12 protein-coding genes are annotated in these 13,055 nt (G+C 67.1%); 10 read left to right on the top strand and 2 right to left on the bottom strand.

Going from position 1 to position 13,055, the window contains the following annotated elements; genetic code table 11:
- The first annotated feature begins 76 nt into the window (after nt 1–76).
- The 7 genes from HJG53_RS06985 to HJG53_RS06955 all read left to right on the top strand — a co-directional run bounded on the left by HJG53_RS06985 (nt 77) and on the right by HJG53_RS06955 (nt 8,023).
- On the top strand, nt 77–2,296 hold the full coding sequence (locus tag HJG53_RS06985; RefSeq protein ID WP_171128925.1) for a DUF2460 domain-containing protein: 2,220 nt from the start codon (nt 77–79) through the stop codon (nt 2,294–2,296).
- Nucleotides 2,293–3,105, top strand: a complete 813-nt coding sequence (locus tag HJG53_RS06980) for a DUF2163 domain-containing protein (protein ID WP_171128923.1) — start codon at nt 2,293–2,295, stop codon at nt 3,103–3,105. Before HJG53_RS06985 ends, HJG53_RS06980 begins: the two co-directional genes overlap by 4 nt.
- Complete coding sequence (locus tag HJG53_RS06975) at nt 3,102–3,476, top strand: peptidoglycan endopeptidase (RefSeq protein WP_171128921.1); 375 nt, start codon at nt 3,102–3,104, stop codon at nt 3,474–3,476. Before HJG53_RS06980 ends, HJG53_RS06975 begins: the two co-directional genes overlap by 4 nt.
- Nucleotides 3,458–5,599, top strand: coding sequence for a phage tail protein (locus HJG53_RS06970; protein WP_171128919.1), 2,142 nt, complete (start codon nt 3,458–3,460; stop codon nt 5,597–5,599). Before HJG53_RS06975 ends, HJG53_RS06970 begins: the two co-directional genes overlap by 19 nt.
- Before the next feature lie 12 nt (nt 5,600–5,611).
- On the top strand, nt 5,612–6,109 hold the full coding sequence (locus HJG53_RS06965; protein WP_171128917.1) for a DUF2793 domain-containing protein: 498 nt from the start codon (nt 5,612–5,614) through the stop codon (nt 6,107–6,109).
- A gap of 150 nt (nt 6,110–6,259) precedes the next feature.
- Entirely contained in the window at nt 6,260–7,369 is a 1,110-nt protein-coding gene (locus HJG53_RS06960; protein WP_171128915.1) for an OmpA family protein, read from the top strand.
- Between the two features lie 129 nt (nt 7,370–7,498).
- Nucleotides 7,499–8,023: a superoxide dismutase family protein gene (locus tag HJG53_RS06955; protein WP_171128913.1), complete on the top strand. Its 525-nt coding sequence runs from the start codon at nt 7,499–7,501 to the stop codon at nt 8,021–8,023.
- On the opposite strand, the gene HJG53_RS06950 is transcribed toward HJG53_RS06955, so the two are convergent.
- Nucleotides 8,020–9,570 carry an MFS transporter gene (locus HJG53_RS06950; protein ID WP_171128911.1) on the bottom strand — a complete coding sequence of 517 codons (1,551 nt, stop codon included), beginning with the start codon at nt 9,568–9,570 and terminating at the stop codon, nt 8,020–8,022. The genes HJG53_RS06955 and HJG53_RS06950 overlap by 4 nt on opposite strands.
- A gap of 71 nt (nt 9,571–9,641) precedes the next feature.
- On the opposite strand from HJG53_RS06950, the gene tgt reads away from it, so the two are divergent.
- The 3 genes from tgt to HJG53_RS06935 all read left to right on the top strand — a co-directional run bounded on the left by tgt (nt 9,642) and on the right by HJG53_RS06935 (nt 12,420).
- Entirely contained in the window at nt 9,642–10,790 is a 1,149-nt protein-coding gene (gene tgt, locus HJG53_RS06945; protein WP_171128909.1) for a tRNA guanosine(34) transglycosylase Tgt, read from the top strand.
- A 28-nt stretch (nt 10,791–10,818) separates the two neighbouring features.
- Entirely contained in the window at nt 10,819–11,418 is a 600-nt protein-coding gene (locus HJG53_RS06940; RefSeq protein ID WP_171128907.1) for a PilZ domain-containing protein, read from the top strand.
- Nucleotides 11,419–11,514: 96 nt separating this feature from the next.
- Entirely contained in the window at nt 11,515–12,420 is a 906-nt protein-coding gene (locus tag HJG53_RS06935) for a sulfotransferase domain-containing protein (protein WP_171128904.1), read from the top strand.
- A gap of 42 nt (nt 12,421–12,462) precedes the next feature.
- Here the strand turns inward: HJG53_RS06935 and HJG53_RS06930 are convergent, their stop codons facing one another.
- Nucleotides 12,463–13,017, bottom strand: a complete 555-nt coding sequence (locus HJG53_RS06930; RefSeq protein WP_171128902.1) for a cysteine hydrolase family protein — start codon at nt 13,015–13,017, stop codon at nt 12,463–12,465.
- Nucleotides 13,018–13,055: the final 38 nt, after the last annotated feature.

The following is a 13,055-nucleotide window of genomic DNA, read 5'->3' as shown; positions in this document are numbered from 1 at the left end:
ACGTGAACTGCGGCTTCGCCGCGGGTGCGGACTCTCCGCGTCTCCGCGCCTCTGCGCGAACAAGAGGAAGCGGGTCATGGGCTATTGGTTGACGGGGAAGCGGACGTGCCAGGAGGCTTCGTTCGTGAAGCGGTTCGATGCGCGGTTCTGGACCGTCGATTTTCCGCGGCCGATGATGGCTTCGGTGGTTACGAACGGGCCGAACAGCCTGCGTGTGGACGCGGTGTTCTATCGGAAGAACGACCTGGCCGGCCTGATCTGGTGGGCGGAGGATCGGTATGACCATCCGCTGCTCGCTTATGAGACGGATCGGGACTTTCGGCGCTGCACCCTGCGCTTCCGCTGGCGGTCGAGCGGGGTGGTGGCGCTGGATGCGGTGCATGGGCCGACGCTGAAGATCGAGGGGCGTGATGCGAGCGGCGCCGCGCGCAGCTGGTATGTGCGGCTGTGGAATTATGCCGTCGGCACGCCCGAGGATGCCGTAGTCACGCTGGATTTCAGTGCGCTCGAGAGTGGCTTTGCACTGCCCGGCGAGGCGGTGTTCGCCGGTGACGTGGACCGGATGTTCATCTCGCTGGTGCCGCCCGACTATGACGAGGCAGGGGGCGATCTGGCGACGCCGGCGGAAGGCTGGGCGGAACTGACGGAGATCGCCTGCGACGGCTCTGGATCGGTGCTGGCGATCGGCGACGTGTTGGTGCCCGCACACCAACTGCGGATCGCGACCGGCTATGACGATGGCTATAACGTCACGCCCGAGCGGCTGCTGCGCAACACGGTCGGCCTCGGCTATCGCGGGGTGATCAACCATTATGTCGGAATGAGCCACTATTTTCGCCTGAACGGCGGGGAAGTGACGCTCGCCGGCGGTGCGCTGAATGCGCCGTGCGCGGCCTGGCACGCGGACTTTGCGGCGCGGGCGAAGGCGCTCGACTATGAGCTGATCCTGTCGCTGAGCTATGAGCTGTTCGACGCGCATTGCCCGGCGGCGTGGAAGCAGCGGGCGGCGGACGGCAGTCCCGCGCTGACTGGCTGGGTGCCGCCTTCGACGCTGCTGTCCCCGGCCAACTCGGCGGCCATGGGCTATCTGCAGGCGGTGGCGTTGAGCTTTGCCGACATCGCCCATGCGGCCGGGCTGCGGGTGCGGTTTCAGATCGGGGAGCCGTGGTGGTGGATCGCGCCGGACGGCGGTTTGTGCGTGCACGATACGGCGGCGCTTGCCGCGGCGGGTGGCGTGCCGAGCGACGCGGAGGCCGGCGCGATGCTGGCGGCGTCGACGGCTACGCTGAGCGGTGCCGTGAAGGCGGCCTTTCCGGACGCCGAGACCTTGCTGCTGCTGTATCTGCCGACGATCGCCGGCAGGGAAGTGGCGCTGGCGCCGCTGGACTGGGCCTCGCCGGCGTTCGACGTGCTGCAGCTGGAAGACTATCAGTGGGTGACGGGCGGCGACACGGGCGCCAGCGCGCGCGGAGCGGCAGCGATGAGCGGCCGGCTCGGCTATCCCGCGGACAGGCAGCACTATCTGAGCGGGTTCGTGCTCCGTCCTGAGGACCGGGCGCAATGGGATCCGATTGCGGGCGCCGTCGCGGCGGCGCGGCAGCGGGGTGTGGCCGAGCGGTTCGTCTGGGCGCTGCCGCAGGTCATTCGTGACGGCTTTACCTGGTTCGACGAGGAGGAGGATGTGGAGGCATTCGCGAATGTGGCCTTTCCGCTCGACATCGGCCGCGAGGCGAGCGTGGAGGCGGAGACGTCGACGGCCATTGCGGCTGGTGCCGGCGGCGCCGAGCAGCGCAACGCCGAATGGGCCGAGGCGCGGCTGCGCTTCGACGCGGGGCCGGGCGTAAGGTCCGAAGCCGATCTTGCGGCGCTGGTCGCGTTCTTCCGCGCGAGAAGGGGTCCGGCACAGGCGTTCCGGTTCCGCGATCCGCTCGACGACAGCTCGGCCGGGATGACCGGGGTGCCGGGTCCGTTGGACCAGCTGCTGGGTCTGGGCGACGGCGTGCGCACCGTCTTTGCCTTGATGAAGGATTATGACGGCGTGGCGCGGCGCATCACTCTGCCGGTGCCGGGTTCCGTGCGGGTCGCGGCGGATGGGGTCGAGAGTTCGGCCTGGGAGATGGGCGAAGGCGGCACCGTGATCTTCGACGCGGCGCCGGCCGCGGGAGCCGAGGTGACCGCCGGCTATCGCTTCGACGTGGCCGTGCGCTTTGCCGAGGACCGGCTGACGATCAACCGCGCCACCTTCCTCGCCGGCGAAGCGGTGAGCGTGCCGCTCATTGAGGTGCGCGAGGGATGAGCGGGTTCCTCGCCGCGCCGCTGGTGACCTTTGCGCTCTGCTGGCGGATCGAGCGGCGCGATGGGGTGGCGCTCGGCTTTACCGGCCATGATCGCGACCTGGTCGTGGAGGGGTTTCGCTATCGGGCGGCGCCGGGTGTGGCGCCGTCGGCGATCGAGGAAGGGGAGGTGCTGGACACGGACTCCCTGGATGTGGCGGGAGCGCTGACCGGCAGCGGGATCAGCGAGCGGGACTTGCGCAGCGGCCGGTGGAATGGCGCTGCGGTGCGGCTGATCGCGGTGAACTGGAGCGCGCCGGGCGAGTGGGTGCAATTGCTGCGCGGTGAGCTTGGCGCGGTATCGCTGGAGCGGGGGAGCTTTTCGGCGACCCTCAAGGGGCCAGGCGCGGCGCTGGCGCGGCCGGTCAGCGAGGAGACATCGCCCTTGTGCCGTGCCGAACTGGGTGACCGGCGGTGCCGGGTCGACATGGCCGGACGGCGATCGCTGGCGCGTGTCGTCGCGAGCGTCGGAGAGTCCCTCACACTCGATCGGCCGGAGCCAGTCCCGAATGGCTGGGGAGGGGGACGGCTGCGCTGGCTGGATGGCGCCAATGCGGGGCTGAGCAGCATGGTGCTGACGAGCAGCGGTGCTTCGCTGATCCTGGCGGAGCCGCCGCCTTTTTCCGTCATGGCGGAAACGCGGGTGGAGGCGATCGAAGGATGCGACAAGAGATTTGCCACCTGCCGAGACCGGTTCGGCAACCAGCCGAACTTTCGGGGCGAGCCGCATCTGCCGGGCATGGACCTGCTGACGCGCTATCCGGGCGCGTGAATCCGATCGAGGGGGTGGCGCTGGCGCTCGTCGGGAGCCGCTTCCGGCTTCACGGACGCGCGCCGGAAAGCGGGCTCGACTGTGTCGGCGTGGTGGCGCTCGCGACCCGTGTCCCGGCGCCGAGCGGCTATGCGCTGCGCGGCGGAGATTCTGGGAGGGTCGATGCTGCATTGCTGGGCGCCGGCTGGAAGCGGGTGGGGGATGCGGAGGCGGGCGACGTGCTGGTGATGCGGCCGGGCCCTGGCCAGCTGCATCTCGGGATAAAGACGGCGGCGGGCATGGTGCATGCCGATGCGGGGCTGCGCCGGGTGGTCGAGCGGCCCGGTGCGATCGAGTGGGAGGTGGTGAGCATATGGCGACCCTTGTCCTGACAGCGGCGGGGTCGCTGCTGGGTCCGGTCGGTGGCGCCGTCGGCGCGCTGATCGGCCAAGCGATCGACGGTCGCCTGCTGGCCGGGAGCCGCAAGGGGCCGCGCCTGCAAGACCTGAAGGTGCAGACCTCCAGCTATGGCGCGGCCATCCCCAAGCTGTTCGGCACGATGCGCGTCGCCGGGTCGGTGGTCTGGTCGACCGACCTGATCGAGCATCGATCGAAGAAGAGTGGCGGCAAGGGACGGCCGTCGATTACCAGCTATAGCTACACGGCATCCTTTGCGGTGCTGCTGTCGGCGCGGCCGATCCGGTCTGTCAGTCGCATTTGGGCTGACGGGAATCTGCTGCGGGGAAGCGCGGGCGACTGGAAGAGCGAAATGGGATTTCGGCTCCACCTTGGCGGCGAGGACCAGGCGGTGGACCCGTTCATCGCTTCGGCGGAGGCGGCTGGGACGCCCGCCTATCGCGGCTGCGCCTATGCCGTGTTCGAGAATATGGCGCTGGAGAATTTCGGAAACCGAATCCCGTCATTGACCTTCGAGGTGGAGGCGGATGCGGGTCCGGTCGGTACGAGCGCAGTGCTGGCCGAACTCAGTGGCGGGCTGATCGGAGGCGAAGCCGGCACGCAGTTGCACGGCTTTGCGGCGGTGGGGGACAGCATGGCGGGGCTCATCGAAGCGCTCCGCCCGGCGTTGGGGGTGGAGCTTGTCGACGATGGCGCCATGTTGCGCATGGTCGAGCCGGACGCCGTAGCGACGGACATCCCACTTGCCAGCCTTGCTGAGGAAAGGACAGAGACACTGCCGGGCGCCGGCCAAGTGCCGGCCGCGCTGACACTCACTTACTACGAACCGGCGCGCGATTATCAGGCGGGCGTGCAGGCCGCGCGCCGGCCCGGTGGCGTGGCGACTGAGCAGATCGAAGTTGCCGCAGCCCTCGAGGCCGGGGCAGCGCGAGCCATCGCCGACGAGGCTTTGATGCGGCGGGCGCGGGAGCAAGGGCGCCGCAGGATTCGCTGCGATTGGGCGCAGCTGACGCTGGCACCGGGACGCTTGGTGCGACTGCCGGGCAGCGCCGATCTCTGGCGGGTGGCGGAGCGCGGCGTGCTGCGGGACGGCGTCCAGCTGGAACTGCGGCGCATCCACGCTGCCAGTTTCGCCAGCGCCGTCGCCGAGCCAGGGCGGAGCGTGCCGGCACCGGATCATCTCCACGGGCCGACCGTCGTGCACCTGCTCGACCTGCCCAATCTGGACGAGACGGCGCCGGACGTGCCGCGTCTCCACATCGCAGCGGCGGGGCCATCGCCCGGGTGGCGGCGCGCGCAACTGCTCGTCAGCCTGGATGATGGCGCAAGCTGGACACCGATCGGCGCTACCGCCGCACCGGCGATATTGGGCACGACCATCAGCGCGCTGGGCAGCGCTCCGGAGGATCTGCTCGACCTTCGCAACATGGTGGACGTGCAGTTGCTTCATGACGAAATGGCGCTGCAGGACGCCGATGCGGGGCGATTGCTTTCTGGAGAGAATCTCGCGTTGATTGGCGACGAGCTGGTGCAGTTCGGGCGCGCGGAGCCGATAAGCGCCGGACTGTGGCGCCTGTCGCGATTGCTGCGGGGGCGACGGGGCAGCCTGCCCAGTGCGCATGCGATCGGCGAACGCTTTGTCCTGATCGAGGCGGAGACGCTCTTGGCCTATGATCCGCCGAAGAGTGCCGCCGGTGCGCAGGTCCGCCTGCTCGCCTCCGGCCTGGGCGATGCAATTCCGGTGGAGACGTCCGTCGCCGCAATCGGCGAAGCCTTGCGGCCGCCGTCACCCGCTCACCTGACGGCGCGTAGCCGGACAGACGGGGGGTATGATGTGCGATGGGTGCGCCGCAGCCGCACGGGGTGGGCATGGATCGACGGAGCGGACGCACCGCTCGGCGAAACCATGGAACGCTATCGGATCCGCATCGTGCGCGCGGACGGCAGCGTGCAAGAGCATGAGGCCGATTCCCCGGAGTTTACCTATGAAGCCGCCGATCTCGGGGCGGACCTGACCCTTGGCAGCGTGGAACTGCACGTACAGCAGGTCGGCAGCGGGGCGATATCGCGTCCGGCCCTGATCACCATCACCGCCTGAAGGAGACCAGACATGGGCGATAGCCTGCGCCATCACCTGCCGTTCATTGCCGCCGGTCAGGCCCAGAAGGAACTGACCCATAATGAAGCCGTTGCCCTGATCGATGTCGCTCTGCATGCGTCCGCGGAAGGGCTGGGCCTGAACACACCGCCGTTGGCGCCCGGCCTGGGTCAGTGCTGGATCGTGGGCGCGGCGCCGACGGGCGAGTGGACGGGTCAGGCTCAGGCGATCGCCTGTTGGACGGAGAGTGGGTGGCGCTTTCTCGCCGCTCGCGAGGGCATGAGGGTATGGCTGATCGACCAGCAATGCTGGGCCGAACGGACCGGCAGCGGCTGGGCGGCCGGCGATGTTCGCGGTATCAGAGTGATGATCGACGATGTGCAAGTGGTCGGCGCGCGCCTAGGGGCAGTGGCACCACCGAGCGGCGGCGCAGTCGTCGACGTGGAAGCGCGAGCCACAGTCACAGCGCTTATCGATCGCCTGCAGAGCCATGGATTGATCGATGTGTGAGGAGACGTTGCAGTGCCGAACCAACCCGCAGAAATGCGTGGCATGTGTGATACTTCTGCAACAGTTTGGGGAATTGCGGGCTTGCACCGAAACAATGCAGCCCTTAGTGAGTTTCCGCTGTCCGAGTGACACCTAAGAAAGGGGATTTCTATGCGGAAGCTTGCCATTGCGATGGCGCTGGCCTCCACGGCGATCGCCTCGCCCGCGTTGGCGCGAGACAAGTCGTGGTATGTTGGTCTCGAAGGCGGGGCCATGATCGTCGAGGACATCAACTTCAGCCTGTCCCGCGGCACCGCCGTGGGCACCGCCACGGTCGATCACGACTATGGCTATGACGTTGACGGCATCGTCGGCTACGACTTCGGCGTGTTCCGCCTGGAAGCGGAAGTCGGCTACAAGCGCGCTGTCGTTGAGGCCTATGAGGGTGGCACCCTCGCGCCTCAGGCTGGCCGTCTGCCCGGCGTTCGCTACAACGCCGGCGGATCGACTTCGGCCCTGAGCTTCATGCTCAACGGCTTGCTCGACTTCGGCGATGAGACTGGCATTTCCGGCTTCATCGGCGGCGGCGCTGGTGTCGCCCGCGTCAAGTTCAGCAACTATCGTTTCTCGAATGCAGCCCCGGACATTCTCGACGACTCCGACACGCGATTTGCGTGGCAAGGGATTGCCGGTGTTCGCGCGCCGCTCACCGACAATATCGACGTCGGCCTGAAGTATCGCTTCTTCAATGCCTCGCGTCTGCGGACCATCGGCACGACCGGCGACAACTTCAACGGTCGCTTCCGTTCGCACAGCTTGCTGGGCAGCGTGATCTTCAACTTCGGTGCGCCGCCGGCTCCGCCGCCGCCGCCGCCGCCGCCGCCCCCGCCGCCTCCCCCGCCGCCGCCGCCGCCGGCGCCGGCAGTGGTGTGCACGCCGGGACCGTATATCGTGTTCTTCGAATGGGATAAGTCGGACATCACGCCGGAAGCGGCGTCGATCCTCGACAATGCCGTTTCGGCCTATCAGAACTGCGGTAACGCCCAGGTCATGCTGGCCGGTTACACCGATACGTCGGGTACGCCGCGCTACAACCTCGGCCTGTCCCAGCGTCGTGCCGACTCCGTGAAGGCCTATCTGGCCGGCCGCGGCATCGGCGAGGGCGTGATCACGACCCAGGCGTTCGGTGAAACCAACCTGCGCGTGCAGACCGCGGACGGCGTCCGCGAACTGCAGAACCGTCGTGTGGAAATCACCTACGGTCCGGGTTCGGGCATGTAAGCCAAGACCCTCGGGTCAAAAATCGGGGCCGGTGGAAAACCACCGGCCCCTTTTTTGTGCCTTACGGGATTGTTGCGGAACTCGTCCGGCTCGCTAGGCGTCAGTGCGGAAGAACCGGGAGGGTATCCGATGTTTCGATTTCCTGGCGTCATCATATTGGGCCTTGCCGCATCGGCGTGCATGACCGACACGGGGGTGCGCTCCGAAACGCCGAGCGGAGTGGTCCAGGCCATGTTGAGTGCGGCCGATGGCAGCGCGCGCGGCACTGCTCAGTTCCGTCAGGCCGCGGATGGGATCAGAGTGCATGTGGAGGCGACCGGCCTCAACCCTGGCGTGCACGGCATTCACGTTCACACGACGGGACAATGCGCAGCACCGGACTTCGCGACCGCCGGACCGCACTGGAATCCAACGGGGCGGCAGCATGGCCGGGAGAATCCGCAAGGCGCGCATCATGGCGACCTGCCCAATATCACGATCGGCGCCGACGGCCGCGGAACGCTCGACTTCACGCTGCCGGCGGCAGAGTTGGAGGGACTGTTCGACCCAGACGGCGCCGCCATCGTCGTCCATGCCAATGCCGATGACGGCCGGACCGATCCGAGCGGCAACAGCGGCGGGCGGATCGCCTGCGGCGTAGTCGTCCGCGGCTAGATCGGCTCGCCGGCGCTGCGCGCGCGATCCACGACGCTGGCTTCGGCCTTGGGCACGGTGCGCCAGGCCAGGAGCAGCAAAGTCACCGAGATCGGCGCGACCACGAGCAACGACAGCAGGCCGAGCTGCAGGTTGCCACCACTGACCTTGGACACATAGCCGGTGAAATAGGGACCGAGACCCAGGCCGATCAGGGCAGTCGCTATGAAGAAGGTGGCGGTCGCCGTGCCGCGCATGCGCGGCAGCACGAGGTCCTGCGTCGTCGCGCCGGCCGGACCGAGCGCGGCGCTGGCAAGGCCGCTCATCATGAAATTGGCGATGTAGAAGCCCACGATGTTGGACGTGGTGAAGGCATAGACGAGGAACGGAAGTGGCAGCAGCGTTCCCGACAGAATGACCGGCACACGGCCCCAGGCGCGGCGTTGCTTGGCCCAGTCCGCGATGCGGCCGCCGAGCACGATTCCCAAGAAGCCGCCAGCGGCCGCGCCGCCGCCCAGATAGAAGCCGACCAAGGTCTTCGGCTGGCCGAGTACGGTTTCGGCATAGAGGGCGCCGAACGCAGCCACGCTGTAGGACACGAAGGAAATCAGGCCATAGCCGATGGCCGTGTAGAGAAACGCCGGCGTCCCCCAGATCAGTCGGAACGTCGCTGGATCGCGGGTGCGGAGCGAACTGGCCCAGGAGAAGACGGCGTAGGCACCGAGGCCGATCGCGATCCATTGCGGGCCGTCGCCCGTCGCGACGATTAGTGCCGCGATGAAGAGCAGTGCACCGGCCAGGACGGCGAGGTTCACCAGCAGCGGGCGAACGCCACGGCGACCCGCGCCGATGAGTGTCAATGGCGGGATGATGGCGATGAGTTCGGCGAGGAACTCCCGGAACGGCTCTTTCGGCGTTTCCGTCGCCAAGCCATCGGCGGCGCCCCGCTTCGGCTCGCGCAAGGTGGAGACCAGGGCGGCGAGCAGGAGGCCGGGGACGCCGACCGCCATGAACGCCGCCTGCCAGCCGACCAGCCCGAGATAGCCGCCCGGAAATGCCTGGTTCCAGCGGTCCACGATGGCGCCGCCGATGAACAGCGACATGCCCCCGCCGATGAAGATGCCCGATGAATAGATGGCTAGCGCGGTCGCGCGCTGATGCTTGGGATAATAGTCCGAAATCAGCGAATAGGCGCAGGGCGACGCCGTCGCTTCGCCGACGCCGACGCCGATCCGCGCCATGGTGAGTTGGAGGCCGTTGCGGGCGAGGCCCGAAAATGCGGTCATTGCCGACCAGAGCGCCAGACCTACGGTGATCAGCCGGATGCGATGCCAATTGTCCGCGAGACGTCCGAGCGGGATGCCGAACAGCGAATAGAAGACGCCGAACGCGGTACCGAACAGAAAGCCGATGTCAGCGTCGTCCAGCCCTAGATCGCGCTTCACATCCTTGGCGAGGATGCTGAGGATCTGCCGGTCGATGAAGTTCAGGACGTAAACGACGAACAGGACGGCCAGGACATAATGGGCATAGCCGCGCCCAGGAGCTCTATCGTCGATCTGCGCCAAGCGGCGTCCTCCCCAACTCTTGTGCGGCGGGGCTAGCAGAGCTTTCCCCGCGCTGCCAAAGGCTTTCGCCGATGACCAGCCGCTTCGAGTTCAGCATTTCCGCGACAGACGGGCGCGCGCGTACCGGCACGATCCGAATGCGGCGGGGAGAGATCCGCACGCCCGCGTTCATGCCGGTAGGTACCGCGGCGACCGTCAAGGCCATGAGACCGGCTGAGGTGCGCGCGGCGGGGGCCGATATCCTTCTCGGCAACACCTATCACCTGATGCTGCGGCCGGGAGCTGAGCGGGTCGCCCGACTGGGAGGGCTGCATCGGTTCATGGGCTGGGAGCGGCCGATCCTGACCGACAGCGGCGGGTATCAGGTGATGAGCCTATCGGCGCTGACCAAAAGATCGGAAGAGGGCGTGGCGTTCAAGTCGCACCTCGACGGCGCCAGGCACATGATAACCCCGGAGCGGTCGACCGAGATTCAGCGGCTGCTGGGCAGCGATATCGTCATGGCTTTCGACGAACTGGTGCCGACCACGTCCACTCGCGACGTGCAGGCCGCAGCGATGGAACGGTCGATGCGCTGGGCGCGGCGCTCGCGCGATGCTTTCCTGAGTGGCGGCGATCATGCCGAAGCCGCGGCGCAGTTCGGCATCCAGCAGGGCGCGCTCGACCAGGACCTGCGCCGGCAATCGGCCGAGGCGCTGATCGAGATCGGCTTCGACGGCTATGCGGTGGGCGGGTTGGCGGTCGGCGAGGGCCAGGAGGCGATGTTCGGCGTGCTCGACTATGCGCCGGGGCAGCTGCCCCCTGACCGGCCGCGCTATCTGATGGGCGTGGGCAAACCGGACGATATCGTCGGCGCGGTCGAACGCGGCGTCGACATGTTCGATTGCGTGCTGCCGACGCGAAGCGGGCGCAACGGCCAGGCCTTTACCTGGAGCGGGCCGATCAACCTGCGCAACGCCCGCTTTGCCGAGGACCAGACCCCGCTCGACGCCGCCTGTGCCTGCCCCGTCTGCGCGAGCTGGAGCCGGGCCTATCTGCATCACCTGATCCGCGCCGGTGAGATATTGGGCGCGATGCTGATGACCGAGCATAATGTGCATTTCTATCAGCAGCTGATGAGCGGTTTGCGCGCGGCGATCGCGGAAGGCCGTCTCGCCGATTTCGCCAGCGTGTTCCGCGCCGGCTATCTGCAAACCAAATCGCAATCATCTGCCGTGTAACACCGGCGGCCGAAGCGAGATTGCGGGAATGTCCTTGGCCGCCGAAACGATCAGCGAGGCGCGGAACCACGCGCGCACCAACACGATGCTCGCCGCGTCGATCGAATGGAGCGGCGAACGGCACCCGGTGTTCGTGCGCAACCTGTCGACGTCCGGCGCGATGGTGGATGGCCGTTTGCTGCCGCTCCCCGGTGAAAGCGTGGTCCTGCACCGCGACGAGCAACGCATTCCGGCCACCGTGATCTGGGCCACAGGCAATCGCTGCGGCCTGTCCTTTGCCGTGCAGGTCCGGGTCGAACAGCTGATCAAGCGCCAAAAATCGGCCACCGGCACGCCCGTCCATCAGGCGCGTGTCGACGCGATCCAGAGCGCGTTGCGGGCGAAGAGTGCCCTGCCGACGTTTCAGGAAACAGAAGCGGTGGTCGGCGCGGCCGCCGTGGGCAAGCGACTGGTCGACGAGATCGGCTTTGCCCAGCGCCTGGTGGAACGCGTTGGCGAGGATCTGGCGAACGACAGCTATGTGCTGACGCGCTACGCCGTCGTGCTCCAGCAGCTCGACGAGGCTGAGCAATTGCTGCGCAAACTCACGCGCGAACTTTCGGCCGAGGGTGCGACCGGGCGCTGCTGACACGCGTGTCGGTCGTCACAGGCGCTGATTTCATCGCAGCATAGATGCGCGCTCCGGAGCACGCGCCCATTGGCGCGGCGCAGAACGGAGACGACCATGCTGCAACGGACCACTTGGCCGCAGAAGACGCGGGAACTGCACAATCATCACATGGATTCGACCGCGTGGAACGACTTCCCGGTTCGTGACGACGACATCATCATCGGCACCTATGCCAAGTCCGGGACGACCTGGATGCAGCAGATCGTCTCCCAGCTGATCTTTGCCGGCGCCGAAGGCATCGATGTATCCGCGATTTCACCCTGGCTGGACATGCGTATCCTGCCCCGGGCGGAGACGCGTGCAATGCTCGAGAGTCAGACGCATCGCCGCTTCATCAAGACGCACTTGCCGCTCGATGCGCTGAGCTTCAGCTGGCGCGCCAAATATCTGTACATTGCGCGCGATGGCCGGGACGTCGCCTGGAGCGCGCATAATCACTTCGCCAAATGCCGCGACGAATTCTTCGATCTATTGAACGAGACGCCGGGACGAATCGGGCCGCCGATGCCGAGACTGCCGGCTGATGTGCGTGAATTTTTCCTCGACTGGATGGAGCAGGACGGCGCGCCGCTCTGGTCATTCTGGGAGAATATCCGGACCTGGTGGGCCTATCGCCACCTGCCCAACATCATGCTGGTCCATTTCGCCGACCTGAAGCGCAACCCGGAGAAAATGATCCGGCAGATCGCGACCTTCCTGGAGATCGAAGTCGCAGCGGACGCCTGGTCGCTGATCCTCGAACATTGCAGCTTCGATTACATGAAGCGCAACGCCGAGAAGATGGCTCCATTGGGCGGGGCACCGTGGGAAGGCGGCGCGGGGACCTTCATCAACAAGGGCACGAACGGCCGCTGGCGCGACGTGCTGAGCGCCGACGAGTGCCGGCGCTACGAGGCGCTGGCCGTCGAGCAGCTGGGTGCGGAGTGCGCCGCCTGGCTGAAGGATGGCGGCCGACCCTGATCCTGCCGGTCGGCTCCGCTCCAGCCGAGCGCCCGCCTTGTTCTACGGGTTCGTCAAGTCTGCCACGCTTGCCACGCGACAGAATTCGAAGGCGAGCGTCGCGACATGGGCGGCGTGGATCTGTTCGGCGGGGATGACGCCGCCTTTGCCGTCCGGGAGCGCGAAACAGTCGCAGGCGTCCGGCACCAGGATCATGTCCCAGCCCATGTTCGCGCCCGTGCGGATGGTGGTCGAGACGCACATGTCGGTGACCAGGCCGAAGGCGACGACGTGACGCGCGCCAAGGCGGCGCAGGCGCAAATCCAGATCGGTGCCGATAAAGGCGGAGTTGACGCTCTTGGTGACAAGCGGTTCGTCGCCCTGCGGCTCGAAGCCGGGCCGCAGGCGGTTGCCCGGTCGGTCCGGCGCCAGTGGTGAGCCAGGCTGGACCGAGTCGTGGCGGACGTGGATGATCGGGCGTCCGGCAGCGCGCCAGGCGGCGAGCAGGGCCAGACCGTTCGTGTCGAGATTGCGGTTCCAACGGGGCGGCTGACCCGGATCGTCAAAGCCCAACTGCATGTCGATCGGCAGCAGTACCGCCTTTTCCAGATCGAACATCGTCAGCTCCTGTCAGCGGAAGCGGCCTCGCTGATGCC

Source organism: Sphingomonas sp. ID1715 (assembly GCF_013044515.1).
In the GTDB taxonomy this organism is placed as follows: domain Bacteria; phylum Pseudomonadota; class Alphaproteobacteria; order Sphingomonadales; family Sphingomonadaceae; genus Sphingomonas_B.
Note: the sequence above shows the minus strand (reverse complement) of the source record. Positions and strands in the feature narration are given on the sequence as shown.

Excerpts from the sequence above, each read along its gene's own strand:
- HJG53_RS06985 (WP_171128925.1), top strand. The coding sequence starts at position 77 with ATGGGCTATTGGTTGACGGGGAAGCGGACGTGCCAGGAGGCTTCGTTC.
- HJG53_RS06980 (WP_171128923.1), top strand. The coding sequence starts at position 2,293 with ATGAGCGGGTTCCTCGCCGCGCCGCTGGTGACCTTTGCGCTCTGCTGG.
- HJG53_RS06970 (WP_171128919.1), top strand. The coding sequence starts at position 3,458 with ATGGCGACCCTTGTCCTGACAGCGGCGGGGTCGCTGCTGGGTCCGGTC.
- HJG53_RS06965 (WP_171128917.1), top strand. The coding sequence starts at position 5,612 with ATGGGCGATAGCCTGCGCCATCACCTGCCGTTCATTGCCGCCGGTCAG.
- HJG53_RS06960 (WP_171128915.1), top strand. The coding sequence starts at position 6,260 with ATGCGGAAGCTTGCCATTGCGATGGCGCTGGCCTCCACGGCGATCGCC.
- HJG53_RS06955 (WP_171128913.1), top strand. The coding sequence starts at position 7,499 with ATGTTTCGATTTCCTGGCGTCATCATATTGGGCCTTGCCGCATCGGCG.
- tgt (WP_171128909.1), top strand. The coding sequence starts at position 9,642 with ATGACCAGCCGCTTCGAGTTCAGCATTTCCGCGACAGACGGGCGCGCG.
- HJG53_RS06940 (WP_171128907.1), top strand. The coding sequence starts at position 10,819 with ATGTCCTTGGCCGCCGAAACGATCAGCGAGGCGCGGAACCACGCGCGC.
- HJG53_RS06935 (WP_171128904.1), top strand. The coding sequence starts at position 11,515 with ATGCTGCAACGGACCACTTGGCCGCAGAAGACGCGGGAACTGCACAAT.
- HJG53_RS06930 (WP_171128902.1), bottom strand. The coding sequence starts at position 13,017 with ATGTTCGATCTGGAAAAGGCGGTACTGCTGCCGATCGACATGCAGTTG.